Raw genomic sequence first — 15925 nt, 5'->3', positions numbered from 1 at the left:
GCAAAAGCTTTAGCGAAAGCTAACCGAATGCGGAGCGGTAGTTCAGTCGGTTAGAATACCGGCCTGTCACGCCGGGGGTCGCGGGTTCGAGTCCCGTCCGCTCCGCCACTACTTAAGAAGCCCAGTCGAAAGACTGGGCTTTTTTTCGTCTCTACGATCTCTCTATCTCATCTCGGTTAGCCCGATTTCGTTGCTCCATCCCGTTTCATGTTTATCTGGAATTCGCCGCCGCCCATGGTTGTCGCTATAATGGCCGCCCTCAATCAAGGTGGTGGTATGAAAGCAGAGTATCTACAGCGATTCGGGGGCATTGCCCGTCTTTATGGTCAGAGTGCACTTGGTTCCTTCAGCCAGGCGCGTGTCTGTGTGGTCGGGATCGGCGGCGTCGGCTCCTGGGCGGCAGAGGCGCTGGCCCGTGCCGGCATCAACCAGATCACCCTGATCGACATGGATGACATCTGTATCACCAACACCAACCGCCAGATCCACGCCATGCAGGGCACGGTTGGTCGCCTCAAGACGGAGGTGATGGCCGAGCGCATCCGTGCCATCAATCCGGATTGCGAGGTGATCGAGGTGGATGACTTCGTTACCGCCGACAACCTGGCCGAGCATATCAAGCGGGAGTTTGACTATGTGGTGGATGCCATCGACTCGGTCAAGGCCAAGGTGGCGCTGATTGCCTTCTGCAAGCGCAACAAGATCCCGGTGATTGTGGCGGGCGGCGCCGGTGGGCAGATGGACCCGACGCAGATCACCGTGGCCGATCTGGCCAAGACCATTCAGGATCCGCTGGCCGCCAAGGTGCGCTCTGACCTGCGCCGGCTACACAGTTTCAGCAAGAATCCGGCGCGCAAGTTCGGGGTGGAGTGTGTCTTCTCAACCGAGCAGTTGAGCTACCCGGATGGTAATGGCGGCACCTGTCAGGCCAAGGCGGCCAGCGATGGCAATATGAAGATGGATTGCGCCTCTGGCTTTGGCGCCGTGACGCCGGTGACGGCCACCTTTGGCTTGGTCGCCGCCTCCCGGGTATTGAGGAAGATTGCCGAACGAGGAGCCCGTGCCGAGAAAGAGGCCGGGAATGAAGAAACAGGGTCGATTGGCGAAGCCTGATCGACCACTGAACAAGGCGGGTTAGACTGCCTGTTGCCGGATAGCCAATACTATGGCCCTGAGCCCGTTGCCCCGCGACGGGCTCAGGTGTTTCTCGAGCCCCAATTCACTGAAATAGGCATCCATATCAAAAGCCTGGATAGCGTTGGCACTCTGATGATTGAGCGCCGCCAGCACGATGACGATGAGGCCACGCACGATGCGGGCATCGGAGTCGCAGGCAAAGTGCCAGTTGCCATCCTCACTCTTTTCACCCTTCAGCCAGGCCTGGCTCTCGCACCCTTTCAAGCGGTTCTCTTCCTGCTGCCACTCTGCGGGCAAGGTGGGTAGCAGCTTGCCGAGCTGTATGATAAGGCGGTACTGGTTCTCCCAGCCGTTCGCCGCCGCAAACTGCTGGCGGATGGTATCGGCATCGGGCTCAAGGCCGATCCGGGTATAGGTTGCGAGGCTGTTCATCGGGTTGTCTGCCTTAGAAGAAGTCACTGAGTTTGTGCAGGGCGGCCAGCAGGGCGTCCACATCGTCACGGTTGTTGTAACAGGCCAGCGAGGCTCGCATTGTGCCGCCTATGCCAAGGCTCTCCATCAACGGCATGGCGCAGTGGTGGCCGACCCGCAGGGCGATCCCCTGCATGTCGAGCAGGGTAGCCGCATCCTGGGGGTGGATATCCGCTAGCAGGAAGGAGACCGCGCCGGCGCGTTGGCGAGGTTCGCCGACAAGATGCAGCCCCGGCACCTGCCGCAGGCCGGCGACCAGATAGTCGGTCAGCACCGCTTCATGGCTGGCCAGCAACCCCCGGTCTTGCTCCATCACAAAGTCGATGGCGGCGGCTAGGCCGATGGCGCCGGCGATATGGGGCGTACCCGCCTCGAACTTGAAGGGCAGGCTATTGAAGGTAGTACCGCTGAAGCTGACCCTGTCGATCATCTCGCCGCCGGCCTGCCAGGGCGGCATCCGCTCCAGCAGTTCGGTGCGCCCCCACAGCACGCCGATACCAGTCGGGCCGTAGAGCTTGTGGCCGGAGAAGACGTAGAAGTCGCAGCCGATTGTCTGCACATCTACCTCGAGATGAGCCACTGCCTGGGCGCCGTCGATCAGGGTCAGGGCACCGACCGCCTTGGCGGCCGCCACTATCTGCTCAACTGGATTGACGGTACCGAGGGCATTGGAGACATGGGCCACGCTCACCAGTCGGGTACGTGGTCCCAGCATGGCCAGATAGGCAGCCATGTCGAGATCGCCCCGCTCATCGAGGGGGATGACCCGGATGACGGCGCCGATGCGCTGGGCGACCAGCTGCCAGGGGACGATGTTGGCGTGGTGCTCCAGGGTGCTGAGCACGACTTCATCCCCCGCCCTCAGCTCGCTCACCCCCCAGCTCTGGGCCACCAGGTTGATCGCCTCCGTGGTGCCGCGAGTCCAGATCACCTCGTGGCTGCGAGGGGCATTGATAAAGCGGGCAACCGTCTCGCGGGCGGCCTCGAAGGCTCGGGTGGCCCGGCCGCTCAGGGCGTGGGCGGCACGGTGCACGTTGGCGTTGTCGGCCCGATAGTAGTGATTGATCGCATCCAGCACGGCTTTCGGCTTCTGGGTGGTGGCGGCATTGTCCAGATAGACCAGCGGGTGGCCGTTGGCCTCCTGCGCCAAGGCCGGAAACTGGCTGCGCAGCCGGTCGTGCTGTTGCTGGTTCATGCTCCCCTCACTATCTGGAAAAGTAGTCATCATCTCGAAAAGTCGGTCATGATCCTGAAAACCGCCGCCGAACACAAGGCATCCGGTGAGGTATTGCTCGATGGGGCTGGCCGAGTGATTTCTGTTACAATGCCGCCCCTCATCATAAGCCAAGAGATCCGGCCCATGAAGCTCAACCCCAATCAGAACGAAGCGGTCAAGTATGTCTCCGGCCCTTGCCTGGTGCTGGCGGGTGCCGGATCGGGCAAGACCCGCGTCATCACCAACAAGATTGCCTATCTGGTGCAGCAATGCGGCTATAACGCCCGCAACATAGCGGCGGTCACCTTTACCAACAAGGCGGCGCGGGAGATGAAGGAGCGGGTCGGCCAGACCCTGGGCCGCAAGGAAGCGCGGGGGCTGATGGTCTCCACTTTCCATACCCTGGGGCTTGAGATCATTCGTCGCGAGCACAAGAGCCTGAACCTCAAGGCGAATTTCTCCCTGTTCGACGATACCGATCAGCTGGCCCTGCTGAAAGAATTGACGGAAGCCGAACTCGATAACGACAAGGACAAGCTCTCGGCCCTCATCAGCCAGATCTCCAACTGGAAGAACGACCTCATCCTGCCGGCTCGGGCCATGCGCATCGCCCGCGGGCCTGAAGAGGTGCTGATGGCCCAGCTCTACGAGCGCTACCACCGCCAGATGGTTGCCTACAACGCACTGGATTTTGACGACCTCATCGTGATGCCGACCCTGCTGCTCAAGAGCAACCAGGAGGTGCGCGAGCGCTGGCAGAACAAGATCCGCTATCTGCTGGTCGATGAATACCAGGACACCAACACCAGCCAGTACGAGCTGGTGAAGCAGATCGTCGGCGAGCGGGCCCGCTTCACCGTGGTGGGGGACGATGACCAGTCCATCTACTCCTGGCGCGGGGCCAAGCCGCAGAACTTGGTGCTGCTGAACGAGGATTTTCCCAATCTGCGGCTCATCAAGCTGGAGCAGAACTACCGCTCCAAGCGGCGCATTCTCAAGTGCGCCAACATCCTGATCGCCAACAACCCCCACGTCTACGACAAGGCCCTCTTCTCCGAGCTGGACGAGGGGGTGAAGCTCAAGGTGCTGTTTGCCAAGAACGAGGAGCACGAGGCGGAGCGCATCGCCGCCGAGTTGATGGGCCACAAGTTCATGAACCGCACCCGCTTCAAGGATTACGCCATCCTCTACCGGGGCAACCATCAGTCGCGCATCTTCGAGAAGGCGCTGATGACCAACCGCATTCCCTACCGTATCTCGGGGGGCACTTCCTTCTTCTCCCGCACCGAGATCAAGGACATCATGGCCTACCTCAAGTTGCTGGTGAATCCGGACGAGGACACCGCCTTCCTGCGGGTGGTCAACCTGCCACGGCGCGAGATAGGCCCCACCACGCTCGAGAAACTGGGCCAATACGCCAATCAGCGTGGCAAGAGCCTGTTTGCCGCCAGTTTCGAACTGGGGCTGGAGCAGCACCTCTCCGGTCGCGGTCTCACCGCGCTGCAGGCTTTCACCAACTGGCTGGTACGGCTCGGTGATCAGGCCCTGCGCGGCAACCCGGTGGAGGCGGTGCGGGACATGATCAAGGAGATCCACTACGAGGAGTGGCTCTACGAGACCTCCCCCAGCCCCAAGGCGGCCGAGATGCGGATGCAGAACGTCTCCACCCTCTATCGCTGGATCAGCGAGATGCTGGAGGGGGACGAACTGGAAGAGTCGATGACGCTCGCTCAAGTCGTGACCCGTCTCACTCTGCGCGACATGATGGAGCGCAACGAGGGGGAGGATGAGGCGGATCAGGTGCAGCTGATGACCCTGCACGCCTCCAAGGGGCTGGAGTTTCCCTATGTCTACATGGTGGGCATGGAGGAGGGTCTGCTGCCGCACCAGACCAGCATCGACGAGGACAACGTGGAGGAGGAGCGGCGCCTTGCCTATGTGGGGATCACCCGGGCCCAGACCGAGCTGACCTTCACCCTCTGCAAGGAGCGGCGCCAGTTTGGCGAGTCGGTGCGGCCGGAGCCGAGCCGCTTCCTGCTGGAACTCCCGCAGGATGACCTGGAGTGGGAAAACCAGAAGAAGGTGAGTGCGGAGGAGCGTCAGCAGAAGGGGCAGATGGCGGTAGCCAATCTGCGGGCCATGTTCAAGAAGGATTGAGTCGCTCCGCTTATTTGCTCTGGGTCAGCAGGGGCGTGATGTCGGCGCCCGGCATGGGTGGTGAAATGTAGCGCCCCTGGCCCATCAGGCAGCCCAGGTCGATCAGCTTCTGCAGTTGCTGCTGGTTCTCTATCCCTTCCACCACCAGGGTGAAGTCCAGATCCTGGCAGATGTCGCGCATGGCGCGAATGAGCGCCAGATCCTTGGGAGATTGCAGCATGCGATGGGTGAAGCTGTCATCCACCTTGATGTAGTCCACCGGGAAGTGGAACAGGGCATTGAGGGAAGAGAAGCCGGTACCGAAGTCATCCAGGCTGATCTGAATGCCCTTGGCCCTCAGCTCGTGCAGGGAGGTGAGGGCATCGGAATCCTGTCGTGACAGTTCCCGTTCGTTGAATTCGAAAATCAGATAGCCGGGGGAGATCCCTTCGGATTCGATGATCTCGACCAGTTGCATGATCTGTTCATGGCTGACCAGATGCTTGCCGGACAGGTTGATGGCCACCTTGAACTTGCTCTGGCCGGAGAGCGGCAGCCACTCCTTCAGCTGCTGGCAGGTGTGGCGCAGGATCTGGTAATCCAGCTCCTGAATGAGGCCAGACTGCTCCGCCAGCGGGATGAAGTCGAATGCGTCCTTGAGCACCCCCTCTTCGGTGATCCAGCGTGCCATGACCTCCAGCCCGGTCAGGCGGCTGTCCTTGAGCCGGATCACCGGCTGGAAATAGGGCACGATGCGGCCTGCCCGCAGCGCTCTGGCCAGCATCTCTTCCGGTGAGGCCCAGGTCTGGGCCGAGCACTCTTCCGAATAGCTGACGATGCGGCTGCGGCCGTTGCGCTTGGCCTGGTACATGGCCAGATCGGCCTGATGCAGCAGCTGGCTGATGTCGGATGTCTGTTCCGACACGCTGGCCACTCCGAGACTCACCGTGATGCCGAGTTCGTTGCCCATCAGCCGGAAGGGATAGGAGAGGCGGCTGATGATGCGGTTGAGCACCGGGCTGATATCTTCCTCGGTCTTGCTGCTGTCCAGATAGATGACGAACTCGTCCCCCCCCAGCCTGGCCACCATGTCGTTTTGCCGGATGCAGGTTTGCAGGCGGCGGCTCATCTCCTTGAGCAACTGGTCGCCGGCGCTGTGGCCGAGGGTGTCGTTGACCTGCTTGAAGTGGTCCACATCGATGAAGATCAGCGAAAACCCGGGCGACTTGTATCGGTGAAAGTGGGTCATGGCGTGGTTGAGGTGGTTCATCAACAGTGCCCGGTTGGGTAGCTGGGTCAGCGGGTCGTGTAGGGCATCGAACTGCAGCCGGCGTTCCAGCTCCTGGTGCTGCTTCAACTGCTTCTGCAACCTCAGGTTGGTCTGGCGCAACTGCTGCAGCCGCTGGTTGATGGAGTCTTCCGAGTTGATGTCGTGCAGCTGCTGGCGGATCCGTCTCAGCTCCAGCAGCAGGGTCAGCTGGCTGCGCAGAAAGTCGAGAAACAGCCGGTCGTCGGTTTCCAGCGGCTGTTGCAGGCTGATGAGGAAGTGGGCGAAGTACTGCTGCTGGAGACGCAGCGGCTGGCTGTACCAGTAAAGCTGCTCCTTGTGCTGCTCAATGTTGTTGGTGCTGTGGCAGAGCCCGGTGATGAATTCGTCGCTGTGGTGGGGCAGTTCCGGGTAGATCTTCTCGAGCCGGTGGCTGTCGATGCGTACCAGCAGCATGTCCTGAATGGCGAGCATCTGGCGCAACACAGCCTCGAGCTGGGAGAAGAGCGCCTGGCTGGGCAGGGTGTTGGCCAGCCGGATGATGCGGTTGATGCTCTCGATCTTTCTCTGCCAGTCCGGATCCTTGCGAATGAGCGGCGAGGCCAGCTCTGACAGCTGGGAGCCAGCCTGGGTCTCGTTCAGCCGTTTGGCCAGGCACTCCAGCAACAGGCGCAGCGTCGGCAGCTCCTTGGGCTGGCAGCAGGCCAGCAACCACTGGATCTGACCGTGCTCGACCGGCAGGGTGCACCAACCCTCGGCTTCGTCCAGCTGGGCCAGTTGATCCGTGATGCGTGACTCTTCCAGCCCCAGCTGCAGTTTGAAGCTGTCGGGGACCTGGTATTCACACACCCAGTGCAGTCCGGCTTCCGACAGGCCGAGCATGCCGAAATGTTGTAACGGGCAGAGCTGGTTCAGTTGCTGGATCAGGGTGTCGTAATCTTTGGCGGTGGCGACGGAGGGGGCGGGGAAATCCATAATAGCGGAAACCAACGCCAGCAAGGGAGTCGAGTAATGTGGTGCTGTGGGTTGCGCTGACATGAGTGACTCCCGATTTATCTACCCTTCAAAGAGTAGCCGGAAGTCATCAGATTGAAAGGGCCGCATATGCGGCCCTTTCAATCACTTAGAGCTTGTCGATCATGTAGTGAATGGCGTTTTCGATCTCTTCATCGCTACAGGTGGCGCAAGTCCCTCTGGGTGGCATGACGCCGGTCTTGCCTGCGAAGCCAGCAATGGCATGTTTCTTAAGTGTTTCAATGCCTTGTGCGATACGAGGCTCCCAGGCAGCCTTGTCGCCGCGCTTGGGCGCGCCGGCGATGCCGGCATCGTGACAGGCGAAGCAGGCGCCCTTGAACACGGCTTCACCGTCGCGCGGGCCGGATGACGCGGCCGCCACAGGGGCTGCGCCTGCGGTCGCAATCCCTTCCAGATCCTTGGCGGTATAGACCTGACCGACCGGCTTGATGCGCTCGGCAATGGCCTCCGGCGACATATCATCGGCAGCCAGCACGGCACCGGACAAACTGGCGGCCGTCATCCCGACCGCCAGCAAATAGCTCAGTTTTTTCAACACGCTCATGTACTCCCAGCAGGCTTTTATTATCCCTAGAAAACGACTGGATTATAACCGAATAGTTACAGCCATTTAAACGCTTGTGTGTGAAGTGTTAAGCACTCTGCGTGCAAAGTTTCTTCGTCGGATCACAAACTGGCGAGGCCGGCCTGCAAAAAAGAAACCCGGTTTCCACCGGGTTTCATCTCGTTGATGTGCTGAAAGGCTTATTTGTCCCAGCTGAGGATCACCTTGCCGGACTGGCCGGAGCGCATGGCATCGAAGCCCTGCTGGAAGTCGTCGATGTGGAAGCGGTGGGTGATGATGGGGGAGAGATCGAGCCCGGACTGGATGAGACTGGCCATCTTGTACCAGGTCTCGAACATCTCGCGGCCGTAAATCCCCTTGATGAACAGTCCTTTGAAGATCACCTTGCCCCAGTCGATGGCCATGGTGGCGGGGGGAATGCCGAGCATGGCGATTTTGCCGCCGTGGTTCATCTTGTCGATCATGTCCTGGAAGGCGGAGGGGACGCCGGACATCTCCAGCCCCACGTCGAACCCCTCGGTCATGCCAAGCTCGCTCATCACGTCGGAGAGCTGCTCCTTGGCCACGTTGACGGCGCGGGTGGCGCCCATCTTGCGGGCCAGCTCGAGCCGGTACTCGTTGACGTCGGTGATCACCACGTGACGGGCGCCCACATGGCGGCAGACGGCGGCAGCCATGATGCCGATGGGGCCGGCGCCGGTGATCAGCACGTCTTCACCCACCAGGTCGAAGGAGAGGGCGGTGTGCACCGCGTTGCCGAACGGATCGAAGATGGCGGCCAGCTCATCCGGGATGTTGTCCGGCAGCTTGAAGGCGTTGAAGGCGTTGAAGGCCGGGATCACCAGGTACTCGGCAAAGGCGCCGGGGCGGTTGACGCCGACGCCTATGGTGTTGCGGCACAGGTGGGTGCGGCCGGCACGGCAGTTGCGGCAGTGGCCACAGGTGATGTGGCCTTCGCCGGAGACCCGGTCACCGACCGCGAAGCCGCGCACTTCCTGGCCCACGGCAACGACTTCACCGACGTATTCGTGGCCGACCACCATGGGCACTGGGATGGTCTTCTGCGACCACTCGTCCCAGTTGTAGATGTGGATATCGGTGCCACAGATGGCGGTCTTGCGGATCTTGATCAGCAGGTCGTTGTGGCCCAGTTCGGGGGCCGGTACGTCCGTCATCCAGATGCCGACTTCTTTGTGCAGTTTGGAGAGTGCTTTCATGGTTGTTCCTTCACGATGAACGCAGAAAAAAGGGGCGCCGGGCCCCTTGATTCAAATCAGATGATGCCGAGTTCACGGCCGATGCGAATGAAGGCATCGATGGCCTGGTCCAGCTGTTCGCGGGTATGGGCGGCGGACATCTGGGTGCGGATGCGGGCCTGGCCCTTGGGCACGACCGGGAAGGAGAAGCCCACCACATAGATGCCGGCGGCCAGCATGCGGCTCGCCATCTCGGCTGCCAGCTTGGCATCTCCCAGCATCACCGGGATGATGGCGTGATCGGCGCCGGCCAGGGTAAAGCCGGCGGCGCTCATCCGCTCGCGGAAGTACTGGCTGTTCTCCTTCAGGCGGGCACGCAGGTCGTGGCCATCGGCCAGCATGTCGATCACCTTGATGGTGGCGGCGACGATGGAGGGTGCCAGCGAGTTGGAGAAGAGATAGGGGCGGGAGCGCTGACGCAACCAGTCGATCACCTCTTTCTTGCCGGAGGTGTAACCGCCGGAGGCGCCGCCGAGCGCCTTGCCCAAGGTACCGGTGATGATGTCGACCCGCTCCATCACGCCACAGTATTCGTGGGTGCCGCGGCCGTTCTCGCCGATGAAGCCAACGGCATGGGAGTCATCCACCATCACCAGCGCATCGTACTTGTCAGCCAGATCGCAGATGGATTTGAGGTCGGCGATGACGCCATCCATGGAGAAGACGCCGTCGGTGGCGATCAGCTTGAAGCGGGCACCATCGGCATCGGCCTGCTTGAGCTGGGCTTCCAGTTCGGCCATGTCATTGTTGGCGTAGCGATAGCGCTTGGCTTTGCACAACCGGACCCCATCGATGATGGAGGCGTGGTTGAGGGCATCGGAGATGATGGCGTCTTCGGCGCCGAACAGCGTCTCGAACAGACCGCCGTTGGCATCGAAGCAGGAAGAGTAGAGGATGGTGTCTTCGGTGCCGAGGAAGGCTGACAGCTTCTGCTCCAGCGCCTTGTGCTGATCCTGGGTGCCGCAGATGAAACGGACCGAGGCCATGCCGAAGCCGTGGCTGTCCAGCCCCTGGTGGGCCGCTTCGATCAGATCGGGGTGGTTGGCCAGCCCCAGATAGTTGTTGGCACAGAAGTTCAGCACCTGCTCGCCGCCCACCGCAATCCGGGCCTGCTGGGCCGAGGTGATGACGCGTTCCTGCTTGTACAATCCTTCAGCCTGGACCTGCTCAAGCTGCTCGGTCAGGTGACGATAGAATCCGTTAGACATCCTCGATCCTCATTGGCTATTTCAGCTGCGTATCAACAGAGGACGACATTTTACTGCAATCTGTTGCGGCGAATTCAAATTATTGTGCTGATGTTCAACAAATGTGAAACAGATCTCACCCAGCTGGTTGGGCCAGTTGACGGTAATGCTGCTCCAGCTGGCGGATCTGTTCGGCCACCTGCGGCTGCACATAGGGGCGCAGCAGAAACAGCACCCGCAAGACGCCCTGATAGAGCAGTGGCTTGGTGATGCGGGTGCTGGGAGCCTGGGCGATCTGGAACGGGATCCAGCAGGTCACCACCATCTTGATGGTCTGGCCCAGATCCGGCAGATCCTCGTCGCTGACGTCTATGATGCCGCCCTCGCGCAGGCTTCTGAGCAGGGCCACCACGGCGGCGCGTAGCTGCTCCTGGGCCTTGAGGTACTTCTGCTGCAGCGGCTCGTCGCGACTGAGAATGTCCGGCAGGTTGGCGTAGAAAAAGCGGAACTGCCACATCAGATAGAAGATGGCATCCAGATAGCCCATCAGGTTTTCCAGCTTGATCTCGTCGCTGCGGGTCGGCGTGAAACTCTCGCTCAGGTGACGGGCGTACTGGTCGAAGATGGAGTGGATGATGTCTTCTTTATTGCGGAAGTGGTAATAGAGGTTGCCTGGGCTGATGCCGAGGTGGGCGGCAATGTGGTTGGTGGTGATGTTGCGCTCACCCTGGTCGTTGAACAGCTCGGTGGCGCTGTGAATGATCCTGTCTCTGGTTTTCATCGCTGCTCCCTCTGCCGGGTCCCGGGGGCGATCTCGTCAAGGTCGAATCCCCCTGCGGCCCGTGATAAACTTTTCGGCAATTTTAAATTGGCTCACTATACACAGCTTTAACAGGCAGTCACATGTGACCATCAACGTACGCGAGGCAAACTCCATGATCGTAGTAACTGGCGGTGCTGGCTTTATCGGCAGCAATCTGGTCAAGCAGCTGAACGCTCAAGGACGGACCGACATCGTGGTCATCGATGATCTGACCGACGGCACCAAGTTCGTCAATCTGGTCGATCTGACCATTGCCGATTACATGGATAAGGATGAGTTCCAGGCGCGGATCGTCTCCGGTGACGAGTTTGAAGAGTGGGACGGCATCGAGGTGATCTTCCACGAAGGTGCCTGCTCCGCCACCACCGAGTGGAACGGCAAGTTCATCATGGAGGTCAACTACGAGTACTCCAAGGATCTGTTCCACTACTGCATCGAGCGGGAAATTCCGTTCATCTACGCCTCTTCCGCCGCGACCTACGGCGGGCGCAACGACAACTTCATCGAAGATCCCAAGTTCGAGCAGCCGCTCAACGTCTACGGTTACTCCAAGCAGCTGTTCGACCAGTATGTGCGCCGCTGGATGCCGGAGATCAACTCTCAGGTAGTCGGCCTCAAGTACTTCAACGTCTATGGCCCGCGCGAGCAGCACAAGGGCTCCATGGCCTCGGTTGCCTTCCACCTCAACACCCAGGTGAAGAAGGGCGAAAATCCCAAGCTGTTCGAAGGCTGCGACGGTTTCCCCAACGGCGGTCAGATGCGCGACTTCATCTATGTGGATGACGTCTGCAAGGTGAACCTCTGGTTCTGGCAGAATCCGCAACACTCCGGCATCTTCAACTGCGGCACCGGTCGTGCCGAGCCGTTCCAGAACGTGGCCGAGGCGGTGATCAAGCATCACCAGAAGGGCGCCGTCGAGTACATTCCCTTCCCGGATCACCTCAAGGGTCGCTATCAGAGCTTCACCCAGGCGGACATGACCAAGCTGCGCGGTGTCGGCTATGACGCCGAGTTCAAGACTGTGGCCGAAGGCGTGGCCGACTACATGGCCTGGTTGAACCGGGCTTGATCCCCCTCTGACGGGTGGCTGCTGGTCACCTGTCGTTCGGATACCCTCCCATGAATATATTGATGGCACTCTCCCAGCTCGAAGTGACGGGAGCTGAGGTCTATGCCACCACGGTCGGTAACGAATTGACCCGGCGTGGCCACCAGGTTTTCTACGTATCGGACACCCTGACCAAACCCACGCTGGGCCAGGTATTCAAGCTGCGATTCAACAAGCGCAGCATACTGCGCCGCTTCTGGCATGTGTTTTACCTCGTCTACCTCATCAAGAAGCATCATATCCAGTTGGTGCACGCCCACTCCCGCGCCTCCGGCTGGAGCAGCTATGTGGCCTGCAAGCTGACCGGCACTCCCATGATCACCACGGTACACGGGCGCCAGCCGGTGCATGCCTCCCGCAAGGCCTTTCATGCCCTCGGTTTTCGGGCGGTGGCGGTGTGCGAAGATATCGCCAGCCAGATCATCGACAATCTGGGGGTGGATCCGGCCATCGTACAGGTGCTGCGCAACGGCATCGAGACCGACAAGTTCCAGCCCGTGCCGGCTCCGGACAACGCCAAGCCGGTGATCGCCATCATAGGTCGGCTCAGCGGCCCCAAGGGGGAGCTCTGCTACCGGTTGCTGGATGAAGTGCTGGATCTGGACGCCTGCCAGGTGAAGGTGGTGAGCGGCAGTCAGGTGCCCGAGCGCTTCGTGCGTTTTCGTGACCGGGTCGATTTCGTCGGTTACGTGGAGGATGTCCCTGCCCTGATGGCGCAATGCGATCTGGTGATCGGTGCCGGTCGGGTAGCGATGGAGGCCCTGCTGTGCGGTCGTCCGGCGTTTGCCATCGGCGAGGCCAAGGCCATCGGCCTGGTGACCGGGCAGAATCTGGATGAGGCGTTGGCCAGCAACTTCGGTGACATAGGCCCCAGGGATCTGGCTATCGATTTTGCCACGCTGAAGACGCAGATTGCCCCGGCCCTGGCCAGCGGCAGCGTCTCCGACGTTATCCGTCAGCGCATTCAGGCCGAATATGGCTTGGCGGGAGTCGTCTCCGGGTTGGAATCCATCTATCAGGATGCGGTGGTCGAGACGTTGCGTCGTGAAATGCCGGTCATCATGTACCACCGCTTTATCGAGCACGAGAGCGAGAAGGGGGTGCACGGTACCTGGATGCCGATCGCCATGTTCGAAAAGCACCTGCGCCTGATGAAGTGGCTGGGTTATGAGACCCTGACCTTTCGCGACCTGGCGGACAAGGGCTTCATTCACCGGCTGCAGTACGGCAAGAGATACCTGATGATCACGGCCGACGATGGCTATCAGGACAATCTGACCCGCATGCTGCCGCTGCTGGAAAAATATGGTTACAAAGCCGTGGTATACGTGGTCACGGGGGAAGGGTATAACCGCTGGGACGTGGAGCAGGCGAGCAACCCGGACACCCGGGTGGACCTGATGAATGGCGAGCAGCTCAAGGCGCTGGTGGCCTCCGGCCATGTGGAGATCGGCGGCCATACCCTGACCCACCCCAGGTTGAGCAAGCTTGCACCCGAGCAGCAAGCCCATGAAATACAAGAGAACAAGCGGCAACTCGAGACTCTGCTTGGCCACCCTTTGCTGTCGTTCGCCTACCCTTATGGGGATATGGATGAGAGCGCCAAGGCGCAGGCGATGGCGGCGGGCTACCGTTTTGCCGTGGCCACCAACAGCGGGCCCAGAGCCATGCACCAGGACCCTTTCCGGATCCGCCGCATCGCCATCTTCCCGCGTACCGATGTGTTTGGCCTGTGGCGCAAGATCCGGGGTAACTATGTCTTCAGGAAATCGTGATTGATGCTCAGCAGAAGCCTCGTTTTGCTCGATAAGGTGACGACAGCCCTGTTCGGACTGACCATCATCTTTGCCTTTTGCGGCCTGTTTCTGGTGCCAGCCGGCCAGAGCATGCAGTCCAACCTGCTGGCGGTGACCGGGATCTTCGGTCTGTTGAACTACTTTGTCGGCAAGCAGCGGGATGTTGGGCTCAGGGATCGACGGATTCTCTGGGGCCTGCTGGTGTACGCCGTCATGATCTTCGTGAACCGGTTGATCCATGGCGATCAGTACGGGGTGATGCGAGGGCTGTTTTATGTCGCTGTCTTCGCGCTGATGATGCCGCGCAAACCCGTGCTGCTGATGCTGGGGTACCTGGCCATCGTGCTGGGTGGCGTCGGGCTCGGGATCCTCAGCTTCTGGCAGTACCATCACGGTATCGTCAGGGTGGAGGGGTTCACCAATGCCATTCTCTTCTCGCAGGCGGCACTTGCCCTGGCGATTCTCAACTGGTTTGTCTTTCAGCAGGGGCAACTGGCCGCCTGGCTGAGAGGGGGGGCTCTGGTTGGCCTGCTCGCTGCCCTGTTTGCTCTGTATCTCTCCCAGAGTCGGGGGGTCTGGCTCGCCTTCGGGATCATTCTCGCCTACGTCATCTGCTACAAGGCCTACTTCAAACCCTGGAAATACATTGCCGTCGCCGTACTCTGCATGGCCACGACAGGCGCCATCTATCAGACCAACCAGCTGGTACAGGTGCGGGTTGCCGAAGCCGTGTCGGATCTTAAATCGGCAGAAAACGGCTCTTTTGACTCCTCCTGGGGCCTGCGGGTGATTGCCTGGCAGAGCGCCTGGCTGGGCTTTCTGGATTCGCCGGTTGTCGGGGTGGGTACCGATGGTTTTGATGCGCTGAAGCAGACGCAGGTCAACAACCATCAGATTTCCGAGCTGATCTTTCATCCGGCGCTGGCCCATTCCCATAACCAGTACATGCAGAACCTGGTGATCCGGGGCGGCATCGGCTTTGTCGCGCTGCTGGTTTTTCTGGGTTGGCCTCTCTACCTTGCCGCGACCAACATCAGCAAGATTTCCGCCGGGGTGCTGGTGCCGCTGGCGTTTTCAGTTAATTCATTGAGTGATGTGCCGTTTGAGCATCAAGGTGTGCTCTATCTGTACACACTCAGCCTGGTTTTCATCTGGTTTGCCCATGAGTTGAAAAAGGATACCCGTACGTCATGATTCCAGTTTTTGTCATCAGTTTGGCTCGCAGCGTTGAGCGACGGGCGATGGTTGTCCAGCAGATGGCGCATTTGGGCATAGATTTCGAATTTGTAGACGCAACCGACGGGAAGGCGTTGAGCAGTGCCGAACTGGCCAAGGTGGATTTTGAACTGGCCAAGGAGGTGTGCGGTCATGCGCTGAGCTTTGGCGAGATAGGTTGTGCCATGAGCCATATCCGGCTTTATGAGCGCATCGTGGCCGAGGGCATTGAGCGCTGCGTGGTGCTGGAGGATGACATCTACCTGCACATGCACAGCAAGGCCATCATCGAGGCCATAGTGCACTCCTGCAAATCGGAAATCGTCTTCCTGCACCATGGTAAAGCCAAACGCTGGCCGTTCCTGTCATCCCTGCCGGGTGGTTATCGACTCGCCAGATACCTGACCCCCAGCCGCACCTCCAAACGAGGTGTGCTCTCTACCGCAGGGTATGTGCTGAGTCTGACCGGGGCCAAGAAGCTGTTGCAGTGCGCCTATCCGCTGCGGATGCCTTCCGACTATCTGACCGGCCGGTTGCAGCTCAATGGCCTGACCGCATCCGGGGTGGAGCCCAGCTGTCTGGATGTGGATCTGTTCACCACCACCATAGATGACAGGGCCTACGGCCACTATCTGAAATAGGGCGGAGCGTGCCGACGGCGGGTCGGCACCCTGCGGGCCTTGCCAAAGCAGCGGCCACACATGCTGGATGAC

The 15925-nt window shown here is 60.3% G+C and carries 13 protein-coding genes and 1 tRNA gene; 7 read left to right on the top strand and 7 right to left on the bottom strand.

The features are described 5' to 3' along the window. The first annotated feature begins 31 nt into the window (after positions 1-31). Together ACB031_RS18720 and tcdA are read left to right on the top strand one after the other, a co-directional pair. Positions 32-108, top strand: a tRNA-Asp gene (locus tag ACB031_RS18720). 168 nt (positions 109-276) lie between these two features. Further along, complete coding sequence (tcdA, locus tag ACB031_RS18715; protein WP_043170509.1) at positions 277-1113, top strand: tRNA cyclic N6-threonylcarbamoyladenosine(37) synthase TcdA; 837 nt, start codon at positions 277-279, stop codon at positions 1111-1113. A 21-nt stretch (positions 1114-1134) separates the two neighbouring features. Here tcdA and ACB031_RS18710 read toward each other — a convergent pair whose 3' ends face one another. After that, positions 1135-1569: a SufE family protein gene (locus ACB031_RS18710; protein ID WP_042049994.1), complete on the bottom strand. Its 435-nt coding sequence runs from the start codon at positions 1567-1569 to the stop codon at positions 1135-1137. Positions 1570-1582: 13 nt separating this feature from the next. Next, positions 1583-2803: an aminotransferase class V-fold PLP-dependent enzyme gene (locus ACB031_RS18705; RefSeq protein WP_371140054.1), complete on the bottom strand. Its 1221-nt coding sequence runs from the start codon at positions 2801-2803 to the stop codon at positions 1583-1585. Between the two features lie 165 nt (positions 2804-2968). Between ACB031_RS18705 and rep the strand changes: the two genes are divergently transcribed. After that, entirely contained in the window at positions 2969-4981 is a 2013-nt protein-coding gene (gene rep, locus ACB031_RS18700) for a DNA helicase Rep (protein WP_094697622.1), read from the top strand. A gap of 10 nt (positions 4982-4991) precedes the next feature. On the opposite strand, the gene ACB031_RS18695 is transcribed toward rep, so the two are convergent. The 5 genes from ACB031_RS18695 to ACB031_RS18675 form a co-directional block, all read right to left on the bottom strand. Beyond that, positions 4992-7265 (bottom strand): bifunctional diguanylate cyclase/phosphodiesterase, encoded by a 2274-nt coding sequence (locus tag ACB031_RS18695; RefSeq protein WP_216973591.1) that lies wholly within the window; start codon positions 7263-7265, stop codon positions 4992-4994. A gap of 85 nt (positions 7266-7350) precedes the next feature. Then, positions 7351-7806, bottom strand: a complete 456-nt coding sequence (locus tag ACB031_RS18690) for a cytochrome c5 family protein (RefSeq protein ID WP_371140053.1) — start codon at positions 7804-7806, stop codon at positions 7351-7353. A 200-nt stretch (positions 7807-8006) separates the two neighbouring features. Then, on the bottom strand, positions 8007-9044 hold the full coding sequence (gene tdh, locus ACB031_RS18685) for an L-threonine 3-dehydrogenase (protein WP_371140052.1): 1038 nt from the start codon (positions 9042-9044) through the stop codon (positions 8007-8009). A gap of 56 nt (positions 9045-9100) precedes the next feature. Continuing rightward, complete coding sequence (locus ACB031_RS18680) at positions 9101-10291, bottom strand: glycine C-acetyltransferase (protein ID WP_010635674.1); 1191 nt, start codon at positions 10289-10291, stop codon at positions 9101-9103. 115 nt (positions 10292-10406) lie between these two features. Continuing rightward, the gene (locus tag ACB031_RS18675) at positions 10407-11051 is read right to left on the bottom strand and encodes a TetR/AcrR family transcriptional regulator (RefSeq protein ID WP_021467708.1); all 645 of its coding nucleotides are present in this window, start codon (positions 11049-11051) and stop codon (positions 10407-10409) included. Between the two features lie 154 nt (positions 11052-11205). Here ACB031_RS18675 and rfaD point away from each other — a divergent pair, with 154 nt between their 5' ends. From rfaD to ACB031_RS18655, 4 genes are read left to right on the top strand one after another with little or no spacing between them, the layout of a single operon-like run. After that, positions 11206-12162, top strand: coding sequence for an ADP-glyceromanno-heptose 6-epimerase (gene rfaD, locus ACB031_RS18670; RefSeq protein ID WP_005306938.1), 957 nt, complete (start codon positions 11206-11208; stop codon positions 12160-12162). Between the two features lie 50 nt (positions 12163-12212). After that, positions 12213-13976 (top strand): polysaccharide deacetylase family protein, encoded by a 1764-nt coding sequence (locus ACB031_RS18665; protein WP_213344540.1) that lies wholly within the window; start codon positions 12213-12215, stop codon positions 13974-13976. Next, positions 13977-15191: an O-antigen ligase gene (locus ACB031_RS18660; RefSeq protein ID WP_010635677.1), complete on the top strand. Its 1215-nt coding sequence runs from the start codon at positions 13977-13979 to the stop codon at positions 15189-15191. Next, a complete protein-coding gene (locus tag ACB031_RS18655; RefSeq protein WP_005306929.1) occupies positions 15188-15853 on the top strand; it encodes a glycosyltransferase family 25 protein in 666 nt (221 codons plus the stop codon). Before ACB031_RS18660 ends, ACB031_RS18655 begins: the two co-directional genes overlap by 4 nt. Positions 15854-15925: the final 72 nt, after the last annotated feature.

This window comes from Aeromonas sp. S8(2024) (genome assembly GCF_041403085.1).
GTDB classification, from domain to species: domain Bacteria; phylum Pseudomonadota; class Gammaproteobacteria; order Enterobacterales; family Aeromonadaceae; genus Aeromonas; species Aeromonas dhakensis.
The sequence above is the reverse complement of the archived record's forward strand: the minus strand, read 5'-3'. Positions and strand labels throughout refer to the sequence as shown.